Below are 20,308 nucleotides of genomic sequence, written 5' to 3'. Positions count from 1 at the left end.
ACCATACTCGACATTCCGGGCATTGCGGGAATTCCCCTCCATCCGGCATGGTTCACCGGACGCACCGGACCCCACTGCTCAAGTCGCCACACACGGTAGTCACGCCTCACCCCGGCGTGTCAGCGGAGCGTCCGGTAGGCGACTCAGAAAGGCTCCGACCGGATGATCTTTGTCGGATGGGTGGCTCCCGGCCAACGCCACTGAGACGATTCACAGCAAATACACGACCGCTGACAGATTTGGTGTAACGGAATAGGTTGCGAGCGGGGGTGAACGTCCCATCGATACGCACTGCGCACGCTGCGCCGCGGTCGGGCGCCCCGGCGACCGCTTCTGCGGCCGCTGCGGCTCCGCGCTGCTCCGCAAATGCCCCAGCTGCACCGCCGGCGTGGAGCTGACCGCCGAGACCTGCCCGCACTGCGCGGCCGACCTCGATCCGGCCGCCCGCAGCCTGCCGGTACCCGGCGTCGCCTCCCGCGAGGAACGGCGGGTCGTGACGATCCTGTTCGTCGACCTCACCGGCTTCACCAACCTCGGCGAGCGGCTCGACCCGGAGGATCTCCGCGCCCTCCAGCAGCGTTACTTCGACACCGTCGCGCGCGCGATCCGTCGCCGCAGCGGCGTCGTCGAGAAGTACATCGGCGACGCGGTGATGGCCGTCTTCGGCGCACCGGTCACCCAGGAGGACGACGCCGTCCGCGCGGTGCGCGTCGGCCTCGAGCTCCAGGCCGACCTCGACGGGCGAATCATCGGCCCGTCCGGCCCGCTGCGCGCCCGCGTCGGCATCGCCACCGGCGAGGTCGTCGTCGACCTCGACGCGATCCGCGACGGCGGCCAGGCCCTGGTCGCCGGTGACGTCGTCAACCTCGCCTCCCGGCTGCAGTCGCACGCGCCGGTCGGTGGCATCGTCGTCTCCTCGGCCACCTGGCGCGCCAGCCGCGAGTACGTCGAGTACGCCGAGATGCCCCCGGTCATGGTCAAGGGCAAGGCCGGGCCGGTGCCGGTGTGGCGTCCGCTGCGGCTCGTGCAGCGCCGCTGGGACCGCCACCGCGACCACGGCCCGTTCGTCGGCCGCGGCCCGTACCTCGACCATCTCGCCGGGCTTCTCCGCGCGACCGTCGACGACCGGGCGCCGCGCCTGGTCACCGTCGTCGGCCCGGCCGGCGTCGGCAAGAGCCGGCTGGTCCGGGAGCTCAACCGGCACGCCGAGCAGGCGATGCCGGTCGGCGTCCGCTGGGTCGGCGGACGCTGCCTGGCCGGCGGCGAGGGTGGTCCGTTCGCGGCGGTCGCCGAGGTCGTCACCGGGTACGCGGGGGTACTCGAGTCCGACAGCGCCGACACCGCCCGCCGCAAGGTCGTCGACTCGCTGCACGGCCTGCTCACCACCGCCGAGCGCACGAGCGTCGTCGACGCGCTGGCGCCGCTGGTGGGCTACACCGCTCCCCCGGTCGAGGCCGACGAGGCGCAGGCCGCCTGGCGCATGTTCTTCGCCCGGCTCGCGGCCCGGCGCCCCCTCGTCATCGTGATCGAGGACCTCGCGCTGGCCGAGCCGCCGCTGCTGGACTTCCTGCGGCAGCTCGTCGACACCGTCGACGGACCGCTGCTGGTGCTCGGCACGGCCCGGCCCGAGCTGCTGGCCACCCGGCAGATCCCCTGGTACGACGCCGCGCACCCGCGGCACGCCCTGGTGGAGCTGCCACCGCTCGACCCGCACGACACGCTGACGCTGTTCCGCGCGCTCTCCGGCGATTCGCCGATTCCCGACGAGACGCTCGAGCACCTCACCGTGCTCGCCGCGGGTACGCCGCTCTACGCCCACGAGTACGTCCGGATGCTCGCCGACCAGCACAGCGACGAGACCGAGGAGGCGCTCCCGCTGCCCGACTCGGTGCTCGCGGTCGTCGCCAGCCGCGTCGACCTGCTCGGACCCCGCTCCCAGCGCGCGTTGCAGGCCGCGGCGGTCATCGGCGAAGTGTTCTGGCCCGGTGCGGTCGCCACCGTCGCCGAGCTGGCGCGCGACGAGGTCGAGACGCTGCTGGCGGAGCTGCGCGCGAAGGCCTTCATCCGGCCGGCCACCGGTCACGTGCTGGCCGGCGAACCGGCGCTGGCGTTCTCCCACGCGGTCGTCCGCGACCTCGCCTACCGCCGTCAGCCCCGCGCGCTGCGCGTCGTGCGCCACCAACGCGCCGCCCGCTGGCTGCAATCCCACGTCACCGGCCGTACCACCGAGGCCGTCGACGCGGTCGCGCACCACCGGGTCGCCGCGCTGGAACTCGCCCGCACCCTGCACATGGACGTCCGCCCGTTCCTGCAGCCCGCCCGCACCGCGCTGGTGGCCGCCGCCGAGCGTGCAGCCAGCCTGCACGCCGCGCCCACCGCCGTCGACCTGCTCGACAAGGCGCTGGCGCTCTGGGACGACGCGAACACGCTGACGCTCGAGGAGCTGGCAGCACTCGAGCACCCGGCGGCCAGGGACGACGAGGTCTCCCGGCTGTCCGCGCTGGTACTGCGGTGGAAACTTCGCTTCACCGGATCTCCGGACGAATTCCAGGGTGCCGTCGACGTCGCCCGGTGCGCCAGCCAGCTCGAGGTGCTGGGCGCCCGCGACGCGGCAGCGTCCGCCCGCACCCTGCTCAGCCAGGTCGCGTGGGCCCGCGGTGACCGCACCGCGGCGCTGGCCCACCTCGACCGGGCGCTGGCCCCGTACGGCGCCGGTGAGGAGAGCCCGGTGCGTGCGGCGGCCCACGCCGAGCTCGCCCGGCTGCGAATGATGAGCTACGAGGTAGACGAGGCCACCGCCGCCGCCAAGACCGCGGGTGACCTGGCCCGACGCCTCGGCCTGCCCGAGCTCGAGGTGAACGCGCAGATCACCGAGGGCGCCGCCCGTTACCTGGCCGGCGACCTCTCCGGGCTGACGCTGCTCGAGCGCGCTGTCGACCGCAGCCGCACCGACCACCTGCGCTCGCTGCGCCGAGCGTCGGAGAACCTGGCCAGCGCGCTACAGGAGGAAGGCGAGATCGCGCGCAGCTTCGCGCTGCTCGACGAGGCCGCGGCCACGACGCTGAGCTTCCGCGGTGCCCCGCACCCGGGCCACACGCCGATGCGCGCGTACTTCGACGGCGACTGGGACGCGACGCTGGCCTCCGCCGACGCCGCGTTCACCGGCGACGAGACGCTGGACGCCGAGTGGGCGCACCTGCGGACGCTCGCGGCCTGGCTGCGGGCGCTCCGCGGCGAGGACACCGGCTTCAACCCCGAGATGATCGTCGTGACCGCCGCCCGTCACGGCAGCCGGCTGGCGATGGCCAACGCGCTGGCCCACGCCGCGCTCTACCGCGCGGTCACCGGCTCGGCAGAGCAGGCCACGATCGCGCTGCGCCGGTTGGAGGCCGAACACTCCGCCGAAGCGCTGGCGCCCCGCGAGTGGCTCGCCGCCGCCGCGCACGCCGCTGTGCTCACCGGCGTCCGGTGCGGCGCGCAGGGCGAGGAGTCCGCCGGCTGGCTGAAGGGCGTCCTCGACGGCGCACCGCGCGAGACGCTCTGGGTACGCGCCGCCCGCTCCGTGGTCAACGGAGCCCAGGCCGCCCACAACGGCGACCGCGGTACCGCGGCACTGCACCACGCGGTCGCGGCCTCGGTCTACGAGCGGATGGGCGACGCCACCGACGCGGCGCTGGCCACCGCCTGGTCACTGCGCGCCGCCAGGGCCGGCGAGGTCGCGCCCGTGCCGGAGCTCACCACCCGCCTGACGACGTTCGGCCTGCGCAACCGGGCCCGCCTGCTGCTGCGGTTCGCGACCACTGATCCGTTAGACAGCCCCGACGTGCCGGACGACCCGGGGCCGCTGGCCGATCAGGACCCGTCGTCGAGCCCCGCCTCGATCGCGTAACGCACCAGCCCGGCACGGTTGTGCACCTGCAGTTTGTCCATGACGTTCTGCAGGTGGTTCTGCACCGTCCGGATCGACAGGCTCAACCGGGTCGCGACCTGCTTGGCGGTCAAGCCCCGGGCCACCAGCCGCAGCACCTCGGTCTCGCGGCTGGTCAGCGCCGGGCCGGCAGCCGGTTCCGGGCTCGCCGCGAGCCGCCGGTACTCACCGAGCACGAGGCCGGCCAGCCCCGCGGTGAACGCCGCCTCACCGCGCGAGGTGCGCGTGACGGCGTCGATCAGCTCACCGGCGCCCGCCGACTTCACCAGGTACCCCGTGGCCCCGGCCCGGATCGCCTCCAGTACGTCCGGCCGCTCCGCGCTGGCCGAGAGCACCAGTACCCGGCACGACGGGTCGGCGGCCAGGATCCGCGCTGTCGCTTCCACGCCGGAAAGCTCGGGCAACTGCAGATCCATGACGACGACCGAAGGACGGCTCGCCGCCGCGATGCGTACCGCCGCCGCACCGTCGCCTGCGGTCGCGACCACGTCGAAGCCGGCGTCCACGAGGTCGCGGGCCACCGCGTCCCGCCACATGGGGTGGTCGTCGACGACCATGACCCTAACGGGGGACATTCAGCTCCACCTCGGTTCCTTCGTCGGGTGCACTGGTGATCACGGCAGTGCCGCCGAGCTCCCGGATCCGGCCGCGGATCGACTGAACCACACCCAGTCGACCCTCGGCCGCGGCCTCCGCGAGCCGCTCCGGCGGGATGCCGGGCCCGTCGTCACGAATGACCACGGACACCGCGTCGGGCTCGTCCTCGATCGCGACCCAGGCGTGGGCGCCGGGTGCGTGCTCGGCGACGTTGTGCAGCGCCGCGGCGACCGCTGCCACCAGCTCTCCGGCTGCGTCCGCCGGCAGCAGCACCGGCTCCGCCGGCGCCACCAATTCGATTCCCGGCGACGCCGCGAGCGGGGCCACCAGCGCCGTCAGGTCCACGACCCCGTCGGACGGCGTGGCCGAACCGCCGGTCATCAACGCACGCAACGCGGATTCCTGCTGACCGGCCAGCTCCGCCAACTCCCGGCCCTCGCCGTCCAGGGCGGCTCCCCGGCGCTTCACCAGTGTCAGCACCTGGAGCACGCCGTCGTGGATGTGCCGGGCCAGCCGGTCGCGCTCGGCGACCGCGCCCTGTTCCTGCCAGGCGTCGACCATGAGCCGGTCGACCTGCCGGAGCACCTCGGCGACGTAACCGATGACGATCGCGGCCAGCAGCACCAGGATCATGTTGTGCACGGTTCCGCGGGTCGGCTGACCGCTGACCACGACGACGTTCGCGACGCCGAGCCCGAGCGTGGCCAGCAGGCCCCCGACGATCTCCCAACGCAGCGCCCACGCCATCACCGCGGTGGAGGCCCACACGGTCGGCACCGTGAACTCGCCACCGGCGATCCGCTCGGGCGTCTCGACCAGCAGCGTCGCCAGCACGGTGGTGAGCGTGACGGCCAGGTCGACGACGAGCAGCACCGGCGTGCGCAGCCGGGGACGCGCGTAGCAGTAGCTGGCCACGGCGCTCCACGCCGCCATGACCGCGAGCGTCGCCACGCACCAGGCGGGACTGCTCACCCGGCCCAGGTCGTCCAGGTTCAGCGCGACCGCGTAGACCAGCGTCAGGAACCGGAACGCTGCCAGCGCCCGCCAGCCGGACACCTCGACGGTGAACCCGGCCGGGCGCCGGTCACCAGCCGTCGGGTCAGGCGGCAACTGGTTCCTGCGCACGGCGCGCGGCGTCGGACCCGTTCTTCACGGAGGCAGCATAGACGTCGCTGTACTGCTGACCGGAGAGTTGCATCAGGTCGTACATGATCTGGTCGGTCACCGACCGCTCCACGAACCGGTTGCCGGCCATTCCCGCGTAGCGGGAGAAGTCCAGCGGCTTCCCGGCCCGCATCCGGACCCGCAAGATCTTCGGGACGAGGCGGCCGATCGGCTGCACCTCGTCGGTGTTGAGCATCGCCACCGGCACGACCGGCACCCCGGTCTGCAGCGCGAGCCGGGCCACGCCCGTCTTGCCCCGGTACAGCTTGCCGTCGGGAGAGCGGGTGCCCTCCGGGTAGATGCCCAGCGGCTGGCCCTCACCGAGCACGCGCGCGCCGGTGATCAGCGCGGCCTCGGCCGCGGATCCGGACGTGCGGTCGATCGGCACGCAGCCGGCCGCGCTGAAGAACACCCGCGAGAAAAGACCCTTGATGCCTTTTCCGGTGAAGTACTCCGCTTTCGCCAGGAAGACGATGCGCCGCGGCACCATCAGCGGCAGGAAGAACGAGTCGCTGAACGAGAGATGGTTGCTGGCCAGAATGACCGGTCCGGACGCGGGGATGTTCTCCACGCCCTCGAGTACCGGCCGGAAGAAAAGCCGGAGAAACGGACCAATCAGGATGTATTTGCACACCCAGTAAAACACCGTTCCTCCTCGTCACCCGCGCCGGTCGAGCGTACCCTCACCGCCCCACTCGTCGGTCTACCCGACAGTGGCGTTCACCACGCTCGATCTCGCTGAGGTGCTCCGAACGCGGGGCCGATGACGCCGCCTCGTGTCACGATGGAACCGACGCTCGCGCCCTCCGCACCGGGTTGCTGAGCCGAGTTCTCGGGGAGGCGAGGAATGTCCGTGCTGCCGGGCGCAGAGCCATTCCTCTTCGACGCTGGGCCGGACGCGCCCGCGGCCGTCCTGCTGAGCCACGGCTTCACCGGCACCCCGCAGTCGATCCGGCCGTGGGGCGAGGCGCTCCGTGCCGCCGGCTACACCGTTTCGTGCCCGTTGCTGCCCGGTCACGGCACCCGCTGGCAGGACATGAACCGCACCACCTGGCACGACTGGTACAAAGCCGTCGAGGACGAGTACCTGTCGTTGCACGCCCGGGGAGTGCCGGTCGTCGCCGGCGGCCTGTCGATGGGCGGCACCCTGGCCACCCGGCTGGCCCAGGTCCACGCCGGGAAGGCCACCGAGCCGGTCGGCCTGCTGCTCGTGAACCCCTCCTACCTCACCCTGCGCAAGGACGCCGCCCTCCTGCCGGTGGTCAGCCGCATCCTCGGCTCGTTCCCCGGCATCAGCGACGACATCAAGAAGCCCGGTGCGCACGAGCTGGCCTACGACCGGCTCCCGCTCAAGGCCGCGGCGTCGTTGTCTCAGCTCTGGAAGGCAGTGAGCGCCGACCTCGGCCGCGTCACCGCGCCGGTACGGCTGTTCCGCAGCCTGGAGGACCACGTCGTCGAACCGGCGAACGGCGAGAAGTTGCTGGCGGGAGTCCGGTCTGCCGTGAAGTCCGAAGTTGTGTTGCGGGAGAGTTACCACGTGGCGACGCTGGACAACGATGCACCGACGATCTTCGAGGGAAGTGCGCAGTTCGTCGCGTCACTGCTGTCACCGGCAGGCAGCCGATGAGTGGCACCTCGGGGCGTCCGTACCGGGGGCGGCGCGACAACGGCCTGGACGCGACGGAGTTCGTCGCGCTCGCCGACGTCGATCCGCGGATCGGTGAGCACCTGCTCGACGTCCTCGGCATCGTCGGTATCGCCGCATACCTGGCGCCGAGCGCCGACCTCAACCCGGTCGTCCGGTCGACGTCCCTGCCGGCCCGTCCCACCGACCGGCTCTGGGTCGACCGCGACCGGCTGGACGAAGCGCGTGGCCTGCTCGAAGCCGTCCAGGAGGACGACGCTGCGCGTCCCACCGACGGCACCCAGCCCGCTGGTACCTCCCGCCCCGTCGAAGTCGATGTCGACGTCGAATGGGAACGCATCATCGCCGGTTACGACGCGACGGCAGCGCCCGACCGGCCGCGTCGCCGTACGCCATCCGAACCGTCCGAGGGTGGAACGGCCGCGGACGGCACCGCGGCAGCGCCCTCGCTGAGCGACCCCACGGCCGATCCGCTGCCCGTCCGGAAGCCGGGCACGGCCGACCAGCCGGTCCGCCCCGACGCCCCGGCCGACCGCGCACCCGAAGCGCCGCCCACCGAGCCTCCGGCAGACCGCCCACCGGACCCTTCGGGAGAACCCGACAGCGGCAGCGGCACCGGCGGCACCGGCCCCACGAGTGATGCCACCAGGAGCGCCGGCACGGAGAGTCGCGCGTCCAGCGGGCCCGCGCTGGTCCGCCCACCTGGCGACCTCATCGGGCGTCCGCTCGGCCGCGACCGGCTGACCGGCACCGACGCTCCCCCGAGCGACTTCCCGGTCGACGAGGACGAGGGCTACGAACCCCCGCCCCCGCCGCCGCTTCCCCGGATGTCCGCCCCCGTCATCGGCGCGCTGCTGGCGATCGCGGTCGGCCTGGTGCTGCTGTTCCGCTCCGACACGCTCGGACTCAGCGAACACGTCCGGCTGTTGCTCTCGCTCTGCGGCATCCTCGGCGGCGCGGGCGCGCTGGTGTGGCGTCTACGTGACGGCTGGAACGACGACGATCCGGACGACGGAGCCGTGGTCTGAGTTCCCGGTTGGGAGAAGTTTTTCCGGACGGTCATGTAGCGGTTCGCAGCCCGTAGCGAACATCCCTCACCGTGAACGGTGGGAGGTGGTCACGATGGCCCGTCACGAGCAGGTGCTCGCTCTCTGGTGTGTACTCACCGGGCACGACCCGGAGTGGCTCGAAGAGCCGGAGCGCGAGGCGCTGCTGGCCCGCAGAGAGATCGCCAAACTCGCCGAGACTTCGGACGCCGTGTTGCTCGACGCCGGTCAGTCCGTGCGTCGCGGCAACTCGCTTCCGTTGGAGCGGTGGCTCGCCGCCGCCCGCGTCAGCGCGTGAGTCCGATCTCCGCTACCAGCGGCCGATGGTCGCTGGCCAGAGCAACGTCCGGTGTGGTCAGGACGCGATAGCTCCGCACCGGGACGCCGGGCGAGACGAAGATCCCGTCGATCCGGCGGCGCGGCGACCGCGTGCTGAACGTCGGCGTCGGGTCGTCGGCACCGGCGTCGGTCAGCTGCGACGCCAACGCACGCCAGGCCGGGCCGTCAGCGGTCTCGTTGACGTCACCCGCGAGCACGACCGGCTCGTCACCGGCGAGTGCCTGCAGCAGCGGAGGGACGTGCCCGACCCGCTCGGGCTCGGTCAGTCCCAGGTGGACGCCGGCCACTGTGAACGGCGCCCCGGCCAGCACGCCGCGGACCACCACGGCCGCCCGAGGATGCTGGAACCGCGTCAACGGCAGCCGCACGACCGCGGTCTCCCGCACGGTCACCGCCAGCGAGGACAGCACCAGGTTGCCGGACGCGCCGCCCTGGACGACGACCAGCCCACACCGGCGGGCCAGGGACGCCGCCCGGGCCCGCCAGCGCACCACCCGGGGCGCTTCTTGCGCCACGACCACGTGCGGCTCGACGGATCGCACCGTCCGCACCAGCGCGTCGACGTCGTCACGGAGTCCCCGGACGTTCCAGTCGAGGACCCGCAACCAGGCCGTCAACGAATACGCGCCAGATCCGCTGCCCCGATCAGGCCGGCCTTGTTGCCGAGCGCCGCGATCCGTACCTCCGCCACCTCGGTGCGTCCGCGCAGCGCTGTCACCTTGGCGTAGGTCTCCCGGGCCGGGATCGACATCAGGTCACCGGCCTCGGCGACACCGCCGCCGAGGATGATGCACTGCGGGTCCCAGCCGGAGACCAGGTCGGCCATGCCCCAGCCGAGCCAGTCGCCGAGCTCGGTGAACGACGCGATCGACGCGGGGTCGCCGGACTGCGCGGCCCGGGTCACCATTGGGCCGTCGATGTTGCCGACCTCGCCGCCGGCCATCTCCAGCAGCACCCGGGCGGCGGAGGCGTCCGCACCCGCACGCTGCTTCGCGAACCGCACCAGCGCCTTGCCGCTCGCGTACTGCTCCCAGCATCCACTGGCACCGCAGCCACACGGGTGACCGTCCGGCACGGCCCGGACGTGACCGAACTCGGCCGCCATGCCGAAGTGCCCACGGTAGATCTCACCGTTGACGACCGCGCCGCCGCCGATGCCGGTGCCGACAGTGATCAGGATCAGGTGGTGCTGGTCCTGGCCCGCACCGAACCGGTACTCCGCCCAGGCAGCCGCGTTCGCGTCGTTCTCGACGACGACCGGCAGGTCGACGCGCTCCTGGATGCGGTCGCGGAGCGGCTCACGACGCCACGCGAGGTTCGGCGCGTGCAGCACGACCGAGCGGGATGCATCGATCCAGCCCGCTGCGCCGACGCCGACCGCCTCGATCGAGAAGTCCTCGTCGAGCTCGCGGACGACCTCGGCGATGACGCGCGCGGTGTCGTTGACGTCCTGACTCGGGGTAGGCCGCCGCACCGTGGCCAGCACTTCCCCATCCGGAGTCACCACTCCGGCCAGGACCTTGGTACCTCCGACGTCGACTCCGACGGTCAGGCTCACGCGCCCCTCACCACACCTACGCACCCTTCAGGTCAGCGTCACGCTTCAGCGCAGCGTATGGCACGCCGCTGCGCGGTCACCCATCGCTCCGGCTTTGGCGAGTCGGTCAATCGATGTCGATGCGCTCCACGGGAGGCTCGTCGTCGGGTTTCGCGGCCGCCGACCGTCCCCATTCCTGCGCCACCTCGGCGACGACCTGCAGCAGGCCGGCACCCGCGACCGCGACGTCCGCGACCGCGCCACCGAACCGGGCGACGAGCTCCGGCGGCAGTTCGGGAGCGCTCTCGCCGCGCACGCGCTGCAGCAGCGCCTCGGCGAACTTGACGGCTTCGTCGACCAGCGGGCCGGGCGGAGGAACTGTCATGCCTCGAACCTCACTTCCAGGCGGCCGTCCTGCAGCCGGGCGCCGGCGACCGCCCGGTGACGCAGCACCGTCGGCAGGGCCAGCAGCTGACGCCGTCCGGCGACCGTGAGGATCAGATCGTCGGCGACGCGGGACAGCGCGACCTCGGAGCGGTCGGCCAGCGGCAGGGCCACCGAGAGCACGGCGTCTCCGTCGAGGCGCAGCGGTGGTTCGACCGGAACGGCGGCCACCGGGTCGTCGTCGCCGTAGAGCGCCTCCGCGAGTTCCGCGAGCGCCGGGACGCCGACCGGCTCAGTGGCCAGGTACGGCGCCGTCCGCAGCGGCACACCGGCGAAGCTCTCGGCCGCTTCCGCCAGCTGGGTCCGCTGCGCGGCGGCCCAGCCGGCCCGCCAGGGGTCGTCGCCGTCGGGAATCACCCGGTTCACCACGACGCCGTCGACGACGAACCCGTGCAGCGCCAGCGCCGTGAACGTGCGGCGCGCTTCCGCGAGCACCACGGCTTCCGGCGTCAGCACGAGCCGGACCGCGCTGGTCACCGGATCGGTCAGCAGTTCTCGGACGTCGGCAAGAGCCAGCTGCAGCCGCGTGACCGCGGCCACCACGGCGTCGTCCGGAAGAAGGTTCTGCAGTTCGCGGCCGAGCACCGGACGCGCGACGCCCGACAACCGGCGGTGGAGCGGCGCGAGCCGCTCGGTGTACCAGCCGAGCACGTCCGGAAGCGTGAGCAGGCGCAGCGTCTCCGCGGTGGGCGCGCAGTCGACGACGACCGTGTCCCACCGCCCGGAACGGGCCTCCTCGTGCACCGCGAACAGCGCGAACAGATCGTCCAGGCCGGGCGGGACGACGATCTCCTCGGCAGCGACGCCCGAGAGGCCACCGTGGCGGAGCACGGCGGTGAGGTAGCCGCGCAGCGCACCCCAGTACTGCTCGTACCGCGCCTGCGGATCGACCTGCTGGGCGTGCAGTCCGTCGGCGACCCGGGTCGGCTCGGGGCCCACGGGGACACCGAGCGCGTCCGCGAGCGAGTGCGCCGGGTCGGTCGAGACGACGAGCGTCTCCCCGGCCCGGGCCGCGAGAACGGCAGTGGCCGCCGCGGACGTGGTTTTGCCTACTCCGCCTTTGCCCGTGAAAAGGACGACCCTCACGATTCCACGCGCTTCTTCAAATCCTTCAGCGCGGTGTCCATGATCAGTTTTTCGGCTTTGCGCTTGAACATCCCGAGCATCGGCATGTTGATGTCCACGGTGAGCGTGTACGTGACTTCCGTGGTGCCGTCGCCGTTGTCGACCAGGTCGTAACTGCCGTCCTGCACTTTCATCATCGTGCTCTCGACGAGCGTCCACTCGACGCGGGTGAGGTCCTCCGCGTACGCGTACTCCAGCGTGTACTCGTCCTTGAACACGCCCGCGTCGAGGACGAATGTCGCCTGGTGGGCGTAGCCGTCCTCGTATTCACTGACGATCTCGACGCTCTTCACGGCGTCGACCCATTCGGGGTAGGACGCGAAGTCGGTGATGACCGCCGCGATCGTGTCGACCGGCGCGGCGATCGTGATCGACTGCTGAGAGGAGTCCGCCATGTGTTCTGCTTACCACTCCAGCACGAAGGGTTTGCCGGTCGCCCGGAAGTGACCGACGTTCACGCACTCGGTGCGGCCGATGCGCAGCCGCCGCTGCAGCGGCTGGTGGACGTGACCGAACAATGCGTACCGGGGCTGGTGCTCGTGGATCGCGGCCAGCAGCGCTTCGGACGCCACCTCCGGACGCCGGGTGACGGTGTCCCAGCGCAGTTCCGGAACCGCAGGCGGCACGTGGGAGCAGAGGACGTCGACCGGCCCGAGCGACTCCACTTTCGCGGCGAACTCCTCCGGTGAGAAGTCGGCGCCGAACGGAATGGCGGGAATCCGCGGTTTCCGGGTGACCGGTTGCGCCGCCGGGAGGACCCTCCGGGGCCATCCGCCCACGAACCCGAAGCGCCAGCCGCCGATCTCGACCACCTCGGCGTCGAACATGCGGTGCTTGTCGTCGACGAACTCCGGCCAGAGCGCCGGCATGTCGACGTTGCCGTAGGTGCAGTACGCGGGCGTCGGCATGATCTCGAACAACTCGGCGTACTGGGCCCTCGCTGCAGCGGTGACCGCACCCGGCAGATCGTCGACGCTCACCAGCTGGGCGCCGATCGACCGCAGGTCGCCGAAGCGGTGCTCCTTGCGCAGCGCCGCGAACTCCGCGCCGGCCTGTGCGCCCAGCAGATCGGCGAGGATGCCCTGGCTCGGATCGGCGTAGTCGAGGTAGAGCAGCAGGTCGCCGAGAACGAGGAGGCCGTCGGCACCGTCACCGGCGGTGGCCAGCGCGTCGGCGCGGCCGTGGACGTCGGAGACCACGTGGAGGCGGGGCACCCTCGAAGCATGCCACCGGAGGCGAACGCGCCCACCGTGACTCCCACCACGGTCAGATACCGTTGAGTAGGCTCGAACACACCGAATGGGAGGCCGTGGTGCGTGAGTTCGCTCAGCCCGCCGTCTACACCGTGCCCGATGGGGCGAACCTCACCGACGCGGTGTGGAGCGCCGCCGAGGAGGCGCCCGACAAGGTCACGTTCCGGCGGCCGGCCGGTTCAGGGTGGACCGACGTCACCGCCGCCGCGTTCCGCGACGAGGTCGTGGGCGTCGCGAAAGGTCTGATCGCGTCCGGGATCGAGCCGGGTGACCGCGTCGGCCTGATGGCCCGCACCCGCTACGAGTGGACGCTCGTCGACTACGCGATCTGGGCCGCCGGTGCCGTCACCGTGCCGATCTACGAGACCTCGTCGGCCGAGCAGGTGCAGTGGATCCTCGGCGACTCCGGCGCGGTGGGCGTCTTCGTCGAGACCTCCGACCACCAGTCGCAGGTCGAGGCCGTCCGGGGGTCGCTGCCCGACTTGCGCCAGGTCTGGCAGATCGATGCGTCGGCCGTCGATCTCCTGACCACCGGCGGCCGGGAAATCCCGGACTCGGAGGTCCAGACGCGTCGAGACGCGCTCGGCCCCGCCGATACCGCCACGATCATCTACACCTCGGGCACCACCGGTCGCCCCAAGGGCTGCGTGCTCACCCACAAGAACCTGCTGTTCGAGGTCGGCAACGCGCTGCCGATGCTGCCGAGCATGTTCAACGAGGGTGCGGCCACGCTGCTGTTCCTCCCGCTGGCGCACGCGTTCGCGCGGCTGATCCAGCTCGGGGCGGTGCAGTCCCGCGCGACGCTCGGCCACGCACCGGACATCAAGAACCTGATGAACGACCTGCAGACGTTCCGCCCGACGTTCGTGCTGGCGGTCCCCCGGGTGTTCGAGAAGGTCTACAACGGCGCCAAGCAGAAGGCCCACCAGGAGGGCAAGGGCGCGATCTTCGACCGTGCCGACCGGGTGGCGGTGGCGTACTCGGAGTCCCTCGACTCCTCGTCCGGCCCCGGGCTGGTGCTGCGGTTGCAGCACGCACTGTTCGACAAACTCGTCTACGCGAAGCTGCGGGCCGCGCTCGGCGGTTCCTGCACGCACGCGATCTCCGGTGGCGCCCCGCTCGGCCCCCGGCTCGCCCACTTCTTCCGCGGCATCGGCCTGTGGGTCTCCGAGGGCTACGGGCTCACCGAGACCTCGCCCGCCACGGCGGCCAACGTCGACGACGCGGTGAAGCTCGGGACGGTCGGTCGCCCACTGCCCGGGATGACGGTCCGGATCGCCGACGACGGGGAGGTGCTGATCGCCGGGGACCACGTGTTCTCCGAGTACTGGCACAACCCCGAAGCCACCGCCGAGGCGCTCAAGGACGGCTTCTTCCACACCGGCGACCTCGGCACGCTCGACGACGAGGGCTTCCTGAAGATCACCGGTCGCAAGAAGGAGCTGATCGTCACCGCCGGCGGCAAGAACGTCGCCCCGGCGGTGCTCGAGGACCGCATCCGGGCGCACGCGCTGATCAGCCAGGCGATGGTCGTCGGCGACGGCAAGCCGTTCATCGGCGCGGTCGTGACCGTCGACCCGGACGCGTTCGGGCCGTGGAAGGACAAGCAGGGAAAGCCGGCGGACGCTACGGTGGGCGATCTCGCGGACGATGCCGAGCTGCGGGCGGAGATCCAGGCCGCGGTGGACGACGCCAACAAGGCTGTGTCGCGCGCCGAACAGGTCAAAGTCTTCCGTATCCTGCCTCGCGACTTCACCGAAGAGACGGGCGAGCTGACGCCGAGCATGAAGCTGAAGCGCTCCGTCGTGGAGAAGGAGTACGCCGACGAGATCGCCGCTATCTACACCTGACCGGGTCGTCCGGGGCACTCCCGCGCGGGGTACCCCGGTGCGCAGCGGACCCGCATGGCTCCGGGGGCTGCCTCCGGCGTCGGATCTGCTGGAGACCGTGGCGCTGACCCGCCTGATCCGCGGTTGCCTGCTGGCGCTGGTGATCGTGCTGTCGCTGGCGAGCACCCGCTCGATCGCGCCGACGCTGCTCTGGTGCGCGCTGTTCGCGCTCGCCGCGGCACCCGGCCTGGTGGCGCCGGAGCGTCCCTGGCCGGCCCGGATCGGCTGGCTGGCCGAGGTGATCGTGGTCGCGATGGCGGCCGCCACCCCACCGGAGGAAGAGGCGTTCGTCCACCCGGCGTTCGTGCTGACCTACCTGGCCGCACCGGCGTTCGCGGTCGGCGCGGTCGCGGGGCTGGCCGAGCTCGGTGCCCTGGTCGCGGTGGCGGCGGTGGCGGCGGGCGTGGCGGGGGCGCTGCAGGACCAGTTGGACTCCTCCTCCTACGTTCTGGCAGCCCTCGAGTGGACCGTGCTGGCAGCCATGGCCGGGGTGGTCGGTCTCGCGGTACGCCGCCTGGTCCGCAGCCGCAGCGACGCCATCGAGCCCGAGTTCGTGCAGGCCGCGCGGCTGCTCACCCAGCTCCGGACGATCGCGCGCCAGCTCCCCGGTGGCCTCGACCCCGGCAGCCTGGGCGACCGGCTCCTGGAGGAGCTGCACCAGGTCGCCGCGACCGACCGGAGCGCGGTGCTCACCGGCAGCGGCGGCGGCCGGCTCGAGGTGCTCACCCAGCGCGCGCCAGGCCGGGTCGCGTGGGAGACGTCGTTCGACGCCGACACCCCGCTGGCCGACACCTGGGCCAGCCAGCAGCCGCAGCTGTCCAACCGGACGCTGGACCGGGCAGGCCCCGGCACACCCGTATCGGTGCTGGTGCTCCCGATGATCACCGGCGTGCGCACGGTCGGCCTGGTCGTCCTGGAGTCCGACCGCACCGGCGCCTACCCGGCCGCCGCGGTCGCGGAGGCCGTCGAGGTCGTCGGCAACGCGGCGCTGCGGCTGGAGACCGCATTGCTGTTCGACGAGGTGCGCGGGCTGGCGACGGTGGAGGAACGGCAGCGCCTGGCCAGGGAGATCCACGACGGCGTCGCCCAGGAGCTGGTGATGGTGGGGTACGGGATCGACAACGCGATCGCCGACCTCCCCGACGGCAGCGAAGCGGCCGAGAGCACGCTGCGCCTGCTGCGCGCCGAGGTCACCCGGGTCATCACCGAGCTGCGGCTGAGCCTGTTCGAGCTGCGGAGCGACGTCGACCGGCACGGCGGTCTGGGCAGCGCGATCGCCGACTACGCCCGGACGATCGGGTCGTCCGCCGGGCTGCGGGTGCACCTCTCGCTGGACGAGTCCACGGCCCGGCTACCCGCCGCCGTGGAGTCCGAACTGCTGCGGATCGCGCAGGAGGCGGTGACGAACGCCCGCAAGCACGCCGGTGCGGCGAACCTCTGGGTCACCTGCGAGGTCGATCCGCCGTACGCCCAGATCGAGGTCAGCGACGACGGCAAGGGGCTCGGCCGGGACCGTCCGGAGGGTCGCTACGGAATGACGATCATGGCCGAACGGGCCAATCGCGTCCGAGCCGAGTTGGAAATCGTGCCACGTGCCCCCAAAGGGACCACGGTGCGTGTTGTCCTCGGCGGGAAATCCCGTCAAGGAACGGCCAGCTAAATGGCATAATTCGCATCAACGACCGTTTTCCCGGCGTTTGGCTGTCCACTATGGCCGGACGGAATGCATTCTTGCTGGCCATCACCTACAGAGGCCCTGATATGAGAACTTTAGGCGACGGATCGTATAACGTGACGCTGCAGGAGGTGCGGCCAGACAGTGACTGACAACAGGTCCTTCCCCAGTCCGCCGGGGGGCGAGGCCAGCGGCGGGGTAACGACTGTTCTCCTCGTCGACGACCACGACTTGATTCGGCAAGGGCTCCGCCACGCATTCGAGCGCGACCCGGGTTTCGAGGTCGTCGGGGAGGCGGGGTCGGTCGCCGACGCACTCCGCAAAGCCGCCGAACTCAAGCCCGACGTCGTGATCATGGATCTGCGCCTGCCCGACGGCAGCGGTCTCGAGGCCACGAAGGCGCTCCGCTCGTCGCGGGCCGACATCGGAATCGTGGTGCTCACGATGTACGCCGGTGACGACCAGCTGTTCGGCGCGCTCGAGGCAGGCGCTTCGGCGTTCGTGCCGAAGAACGCCCCGGCCGACGAGGTGGTCGCGTCCGCGCGGCACGCCGCGTCGTCGCCGAACGCGTTCACCGCCTCGGACCTCGCCAGCGCGATGAAGCGGCGGCTCACCCCGAGCGGTCCGCACCTGTCGCCGCGCGAGAGCCAGGTGCTGCGGCTGCTGGCCGACGGAATGAGCGTCGCCGGAATCGCGAAGCAGCTCTACGTCAGCGAATCCACCGCCAAGACACACATCTCGAAGCTCTACGAGAAGCTCGGCGCGGGAAACCGCGCTCAGGCACTCATGACCGCGTTGCGCTTGGGTCTGCTGGAGGCCCCGAACACTCCGGGTCTGTGAATCTCTGGTCCGGCCCGGTCTTCTGACCGGGCCGGTTCTGTCTGTCAGCCCAGGAGCGTCGTCATCCTGGCCGCGAGGTCGTCCCACTGCCAGTCGCGTTCCACCCAGGCGCGGCCCGCTTTGCCCATGGCCTGGGCCTTGTCGCGATCCTCGAGCAGTTCGACGGTCCGAGCGATGAGCGTCGTCCGGTCGCCGACCACGTAACCGGTCTCCCCTTCGAGAACGGCGTCCGGGGCTCCCCCGGAGTTCCCGGCGATGACCGGCAGACCGGTGGCCGACGCCTCGAGGTAGACGATGCCCAGGCCCTCGACGTCGAGGCCCTTGCGCCGGGTGCGGCACGGCATCGCGAAGACGTCGCCGGCCGCGTAGTGCGCCGGGAGCTGCTCCCACGGCACCGAGCCGGTGAACGTGACGTCGTTCTCCAGGTGGTGCTGCCGGACCAGCTTCTCGAGCGTCTCCCGGTAGGGACCGCCGCTGACGAGCAGCAGGGCAGCGCCCGGGACCTTCTCACGGATCGCCGGGAGCGCCCGGATCAGCTGGTCCTGGCCCTTCCGGGGAACGAGCCGGGAGACACAGACGATCGTGGGCCGGTCCTCGAGCCCGTACTTCGCGCGGACCGCCGCACCGTCCACACCGGGGTGGAACATGCTCGTGTTGACGCCCGGGGGCAGGTGCACGAGTTCGGCTTTGTTCTTGACGGGGCCTTCGAGCTTGCCCCGGGTGTACGCGCCGAGATAGGTGATGACGTCGACGCCGTCGGCGATGCGCGTGAGCAGCTGACGGGCCGCCGGCAGCTGCGCCCAGCCGGCTTCGTGGCCGTGGGTCTGGGCGACCTGGCGGACGACCCCGGCTCGTTTCGTGAGGGTGTGGGCCAGCAGGCCGAGTGGTGCCGCGGCGCCGTACCAGACGGTCTCGCAGCCGTGTTCCTCCGCGGTCCTGACGACGCGGTTCGCGGCCGCCGGGGTGGGCACCAGCAGCGACGTGGGGTGACGCACCACGGGGAACGGCTGCTCGGCGTCGAATTCCTCGGCGCCCTTCCAGCGCGAGGCGTAGACGACCAGTTCGCCGGGCGGCTGACGGACCGCCAGTTCGTGCACGAACGTCTGGATACCACCCGGGCGGGGCGGGAAGTCGTTGGTGACGAGCAGGGTCCGGGTCATCGGGCCGGCGCCGGGATCGGAAGGTGCTCGCGGGCCGCGAAGTCCCGCGCGGCAGCAATGCGATCCACAGTGGTGGGGTGCGTGCCGAACCAGAGCTGGAAGAACCGGTTCGGGCGCAGGTCCGCGCGGTTTTGCAGGGCCAGCCCGCGTTGCATCGACACGAACGCCTCCGGATCTCGGGTGAGGGCGAGCGCGTGCTCGTCGGCGCGCGCTTCGATCTTCCGCGACACCAGGCCCTGCACCGGCGTCGCGAGCGCCCCGACGATCGCGACGACGGCCAGCAGCAGCGCGAGCGACCGCGGGTCGGTGAGGCTCTCGACGCCCGCGCGGCGCAGCAGCGAGGTGGAGCTGCCGAGTACCGCCAGCCCGCACACGGCCGCTGCCGCCCCGAGCGCGCCGAGCACGGTGCCGGTGACGACGTCGCGGTGCACGGCGTGGCCGAGCTCGTGCGCGACGACCGACTCGACCTGCTCGGGCGGAGCCTGCTCGAGCAGCGTGTCGTAGACGACGATCCGGCGGGACGCGCCGTACCCGGACACGTACGCGTTGAGCGCCGTGGTGCGCCGGGAGGCATCCGCGACCAGCACGTCCTTGACCGGTTCGCCGTCACGGTCGGCGAGCTGCAGCAGGCTGGTGCGCAGCGCCGAATCGGGCATCGGCGTGAACTTGTTGAACACCGGCTCGATCAGCACGGGGAACGCGAACGACGCCGCGAACACGAACGCCGCGGCACCCGCTGCGGCCCACGTCCACCACCAGTTGGGCGTGGCGCGTACCAGCGCGAACAGCGCCAGCGTGAGCACGGCCGTGAGCAGCGCCGAGATGGCCCAGCCCTTGGCCTGGTCGGCCAGCCAGCCGCCCCAGTTCTGCGTGGACAGGCCGTACCGGCGCAACAGCGCCTCCGAGCGCGCGGCGAGCGGGAGCGTGAGGACCGTCGCCACGGCGCCGAGGACGATGCCGCCGAGCAGGGCCTCGACCCACCAGGAGCCGCCGAGGGGGCGGGCGACCGCGCCGATCAGCCGGGCGCCGAGCGGGGTGAGGCCGAGGGCCAGCGCGATGACCAGCCCCAGCGCGAGGCGGGTCAGCGACCAGGGCCGCAGCGCGGCGCGGAACGCGCTCCCGCGGCTGATCTCGGCGTCGGTGAAGTCGGTGGACGCGTCGGCGGGTGACTTCTCCGCGACGGCTGGGTGCGCGTCGGGAACCGTGCGCCAGGGGGTGAGCAGACCGGCCGTCAGGACCACGGCGACGCCGAGGACCAGGAACACGATCAGGGCGACCACTCGGCTGGACACTTCCCGATCATCCCAGCCGCCCGCTGCTGGACGGCCGGGGGTTGCTGACTGAGCGGACTTGTGGATGGGGCGCTCAGCCCGCCTGACGGTCGGCGTGGTGGCCACCGAGCCAGTCGGTGTGGTGACGCAGGTCGTGGGTGGGCTCGTTCGCGGTGATCGACACGAACTCGGGGTCGAGGCCCGCGGAGACCAGGGCGCGCAGTGCGTTCTCCTCCACGTCGTCGAGTTCGACGCCGTTCGGCATCTCGGTCAGTTCGACACCGGGCGGCGGGGCACCGACCAGCGCGGTGATGACGCAGTCGGCGCAGCCTGAGCCACGGACCCCACACGCGTCGCAATCGATGAGCATCGTCGTCGCCTCCTTCCGTGCATCT

General features: G+C 71.8%; 19 protein-coding genes. 7 read left to right on the top strand and 12 right to left on the bottom strand.

Annotated elements, in window-relative coordinates:
* The first annotated feature begins 280 nt into the window (after positions 1-280).
* Positions 281-3,889, top strand: coding sequence for an adenylate/guanylate cyclase domain-containing protein (locus tag ACGFY5_RS27820; RefSeq protein ID WP_392725051.1), 3,609 nt, complete (start codon positions 281-283; stop codon positions 3,887-3,889).
* On the opposite strand, the gene ACGFY5_RS27815 is transcribed toward ACGFY5_RS27820, so the two are convergent.
* From ACGFY5_RS27815 to ACGFY5_RS27805, 3 genes are read right to left on the bottom strand one after another with little or no spacing between them, the layout of a single operon-like run.
* A complete protein-coding gene (locus ACGFY5_RS27815) occupies positions 3,853-4,503 on the bottom strand; it encodes a response regulator (RefSeq protein ID WP_392724298.1) in 651 nt (216 codons plus the stop codon). The two genes, ACGFY5_RS27820 and ACGFY5_RS27815, sit on opposite strands and share 37 nt — an antisense overlap.
* Positions 4,490-5,650, bottom strand: coding sequence for a MacS family sensor histidine kinase (macS, locus tag ACGFY5_RS27810; RefSeq protein ID WP_392724297.1), 1,161 nt, complete (start codon positions 5,648-5,650; stop codon positions 4,490-4,492). Before macS ends, ACGFY5_RS27815 begins: the two co-directional genes overlap by 14 nt.
* Entirely contained in the window at positions 5,625-6,335 is a 711-nt protein-coding gene (locus ACGFY5_RS27805; RefSeq protein ID WP_392724296.1) for a lysophospholipid acyltransferase family protein, read from the bottom strand. The genes macS and ACGFY5_RS27805 overlap by 26 nt, the downstream gene beginning before the upstream one ends.
* Positions 6,336-6,536: 201 nt before the next feature.
* Here ACGFY5_RS27805 and ACGFY5_RS27800 point away from each other — a divergent pair, with 201 nt between their 5' ends.
* From ACGFY5_RS27800 to ACGFY5_RS27790, 3 genes are all read left to right on the top strand, one after another.
* On the top strand, positions 6,537-7,316 hold the full coding sequence (locus ACGFY5_RS27800; RefSeq protein WP_392724294.1) for an alpha/beta hydrolase: 780 nt from the start codon (positions 6,537-6,539) through the stop codon (positions 7,314-7,316).
* Positions 7,313-8,362 (top strand): hypothetical protein, encoded by a 1,050-nt coding sequence (locus tag ACGFY5_RS27795; RefSeq protein WP_392724292.1) that lies wholly within the window; start codon positions 7,313-7,315, stop codon positions 8,360-8,362. Before ACGFY5_RS27800 ends, ACGFY5_RS27795 begins: the two co-directional genes overlap by 4 nt.
* A 94-nt stretch (positions 8,363-8,456) precedes the next feature.
* The gene (locus ACGFY5_RS27790) at positions 8,457-8,678 is read left to right on the top strand and encodes a hypothetical protein (RefSeq protein WP_392724291.1); all 222 of its coding nucleotides are present in this window, start codon (positions 8,457-8,459) and stop codon (positions 8,676-8,678) included.
* On the opposite strand, the gene ACGFY5_RS27785 is transcribed toward ACGFY5_RS27790, so the two are convergent.
* The 6 genes from ACGFY5_RS27785 to ACGFY5_RS27760 form a co-directional block, all read right to left on the bottom strand.
* Complete coding sequence (locus ACGFY5_RS27785; RefSeq protein WP_392724289.1) at positions 8,668-9,336, bottom strand: endonuclease/exonuclease/phosphatase family protein; 669 nt, start codon at positions 9,334-9,336, stop codon at positions 8,668-8,670. The two genes, ACGFY5_RS27790 and ACGFY5_RS27785, sit on opposite strands and share 11 nt — an antisense overlap.
* Complete coding sequence (locus ACGFY5_RS27780) at positions 9,333-10,277, bottom strand: ROK family glucokinase (protein ID WP_392724287.1); 945 nt, start codon at positions 10,275-10,277, stop codon at positions 9,333-9,335. Before ACGFY5_RS27780 ends, ACGFY5_RS27785 begins: the two co-directional genes overlap by 4 nt.
* A 106-nt stretch (positions 10,278-10,383) precedes the next feature.
* Positions 10,384-10,641, bottom strand: a complete 258-nt coding sequence (locus tag ACGFY5_RS27775) for a hypothetical protein (protein WP_392724286.1) — start codon at positions 10,639-10,641, stop codon at positions 10,384-10,386.
* Positions 10,638-11,786, bottom strand: coding sequence for an ArsA family ATPase (locus ACGFY5_RS27770; RefSeq protein WP_392724285.1), 1,149 nt, complete (start codon positions 11,784-11,786; stop codon positions 10,638-10,640). The genes ACGFY5_RS27775 and ACGFY5_RS27770 overlap by 4 nt, the downstream gene beginning before the upstream one ends.
* The gene (locus ACGFY5_RS27765) at positions 11,783-12,220 is read right to left on the bottom strand and encodes an SRPBCC family protein (protein ID WP_392724283.1); all 438 of its coding nucleotides are present in this window, start codon (positions 12,218-12,220) and stop codon (positions 11,783-11,785) included. Before ACGFY5_RS27765 ends, ACGFY5_RS27770 begins: the two co-directional genes overlap by 4 nt.
* Before the next feature lie 9 nt (positions 12,221-12,229).
* Entirely contained in the window at positions 12,230-13,039 is an 810-nt protein-coding gene (locus tag ACGFY5_RS27760; protein WP_392724281.1) for a metallophosphoesterase, read from the bottom strand.
* Between the two features lie 98 nt (positions 13,040-13,137).
* Between ACGFY5_RS27760 and ACGFY5_RS27755 the strand changes: the two genes are divergently transcribed.
* The 3 genes from ACGFY5_RS27755 (at position 13,138) to ACGFY5_RS27745 (ending at position 17,482) form a co-directional block, all read left to right on the top strand.
* Positions 13,138-14,928 carry an AMP-dependent synthetase/ligase gene (locus ACGFY5_RS27755; RefSeq protein WP_392724279.1) on the top strand — a complete coding sequence of 597 codons (1,791 nt, stop codon included), beginning with the start codon at positions 13,138-13,140 and terminating at the stop codon, positions 14,926-14,928.
* A gap of 97 nt (positions 14,929-15,025) precedes the next feature.
* Complete coding sequence (locus ACGFY5_RS27750) at positions 15,026-16,627, top strand: GAF domain-containing sensor histidine kinase (protein ID WP_392725049.1); 1,602 nt, start codon at positions 15,026-15,028, stop codon at positions 16,625-16,627.
* A 159-nt stretch (positions 16,628-16,786) separates the two neighbouring features.
* The gene (locus tag ACGFY5_RS27745; RefSeq protein ID WP_051569974.1) at positions 16,787-17,482 is read left to right on the top strand and encodes a response regulator transcription factor; all 696 of its coding nucleotides are present in this window, start codon (positions 16,787-16,789) and stop codon (positions 17,480-17,482) included.
* Positions 17,483-17,526: 44 nt separating this feature from the next.
* Here ACGFY5_RS27745 and ACGFY5_RS27740 read toward each other — a convergent pair whose 3' ends face one another.
* From ACGFY5_RS27740 to ACGFY5_RS27730, 3 genes are all read right to left on the bottom strand, one after another.
* Positions 17,527-18,642: a glycosyltransferase family 4 protein gene (locus ACGFY5_RS27740; RefSeq protein ID WP_392724277.1), complete on the bottom strand. Its 1,116-nt coding sequence runs from the start codon at positions 18,640-18,642 to the stop codon at positions 17,527-17,529.
* Positions 18,639-19,934, bottom strand: coding sequence for a M48 family metallopeptidase (locus ACGFY5_RS27735; protein ID WP_392724275.1), 1,296 nt, complete (start codon positions 19,932-19,934; stop codon positions 18,639-18,641). The genes ACGFY5_RS27740 and ACGFY5_RS27735 overlap by 4 nt, the downstream gene beginning before the upstream one ends.
* 73 nt (positions 19,935-20,007) lie before the next feature.
* Positions 20,008-20,283 (bottom strand): hypothetical protein, encoded by a 276-nt coding sequence (locus tag ACGFY5_RS27730; RefSeq protein WP_392724273.1) that lies wholly within the window; start codon positions 20,281-20,283, stop codon positions 20,008-20,010.
* Positions 20,284-20,308: the final 25 nt, after the last annotated feature.

This window comes from Cryptosporangium sp. NPDC048952, from assembly GCF_043197895.1.
Lineage (GTDB): Bacteria > Actinomycetota > Actinomycetes > Mycobacteriales > Cryptosporangiaceae > Cryptosporangium.
Note: the sequence above shows the minus strand (reverse complement) of the source record. Positions and strands in the feature narration are given on the sequence as shown.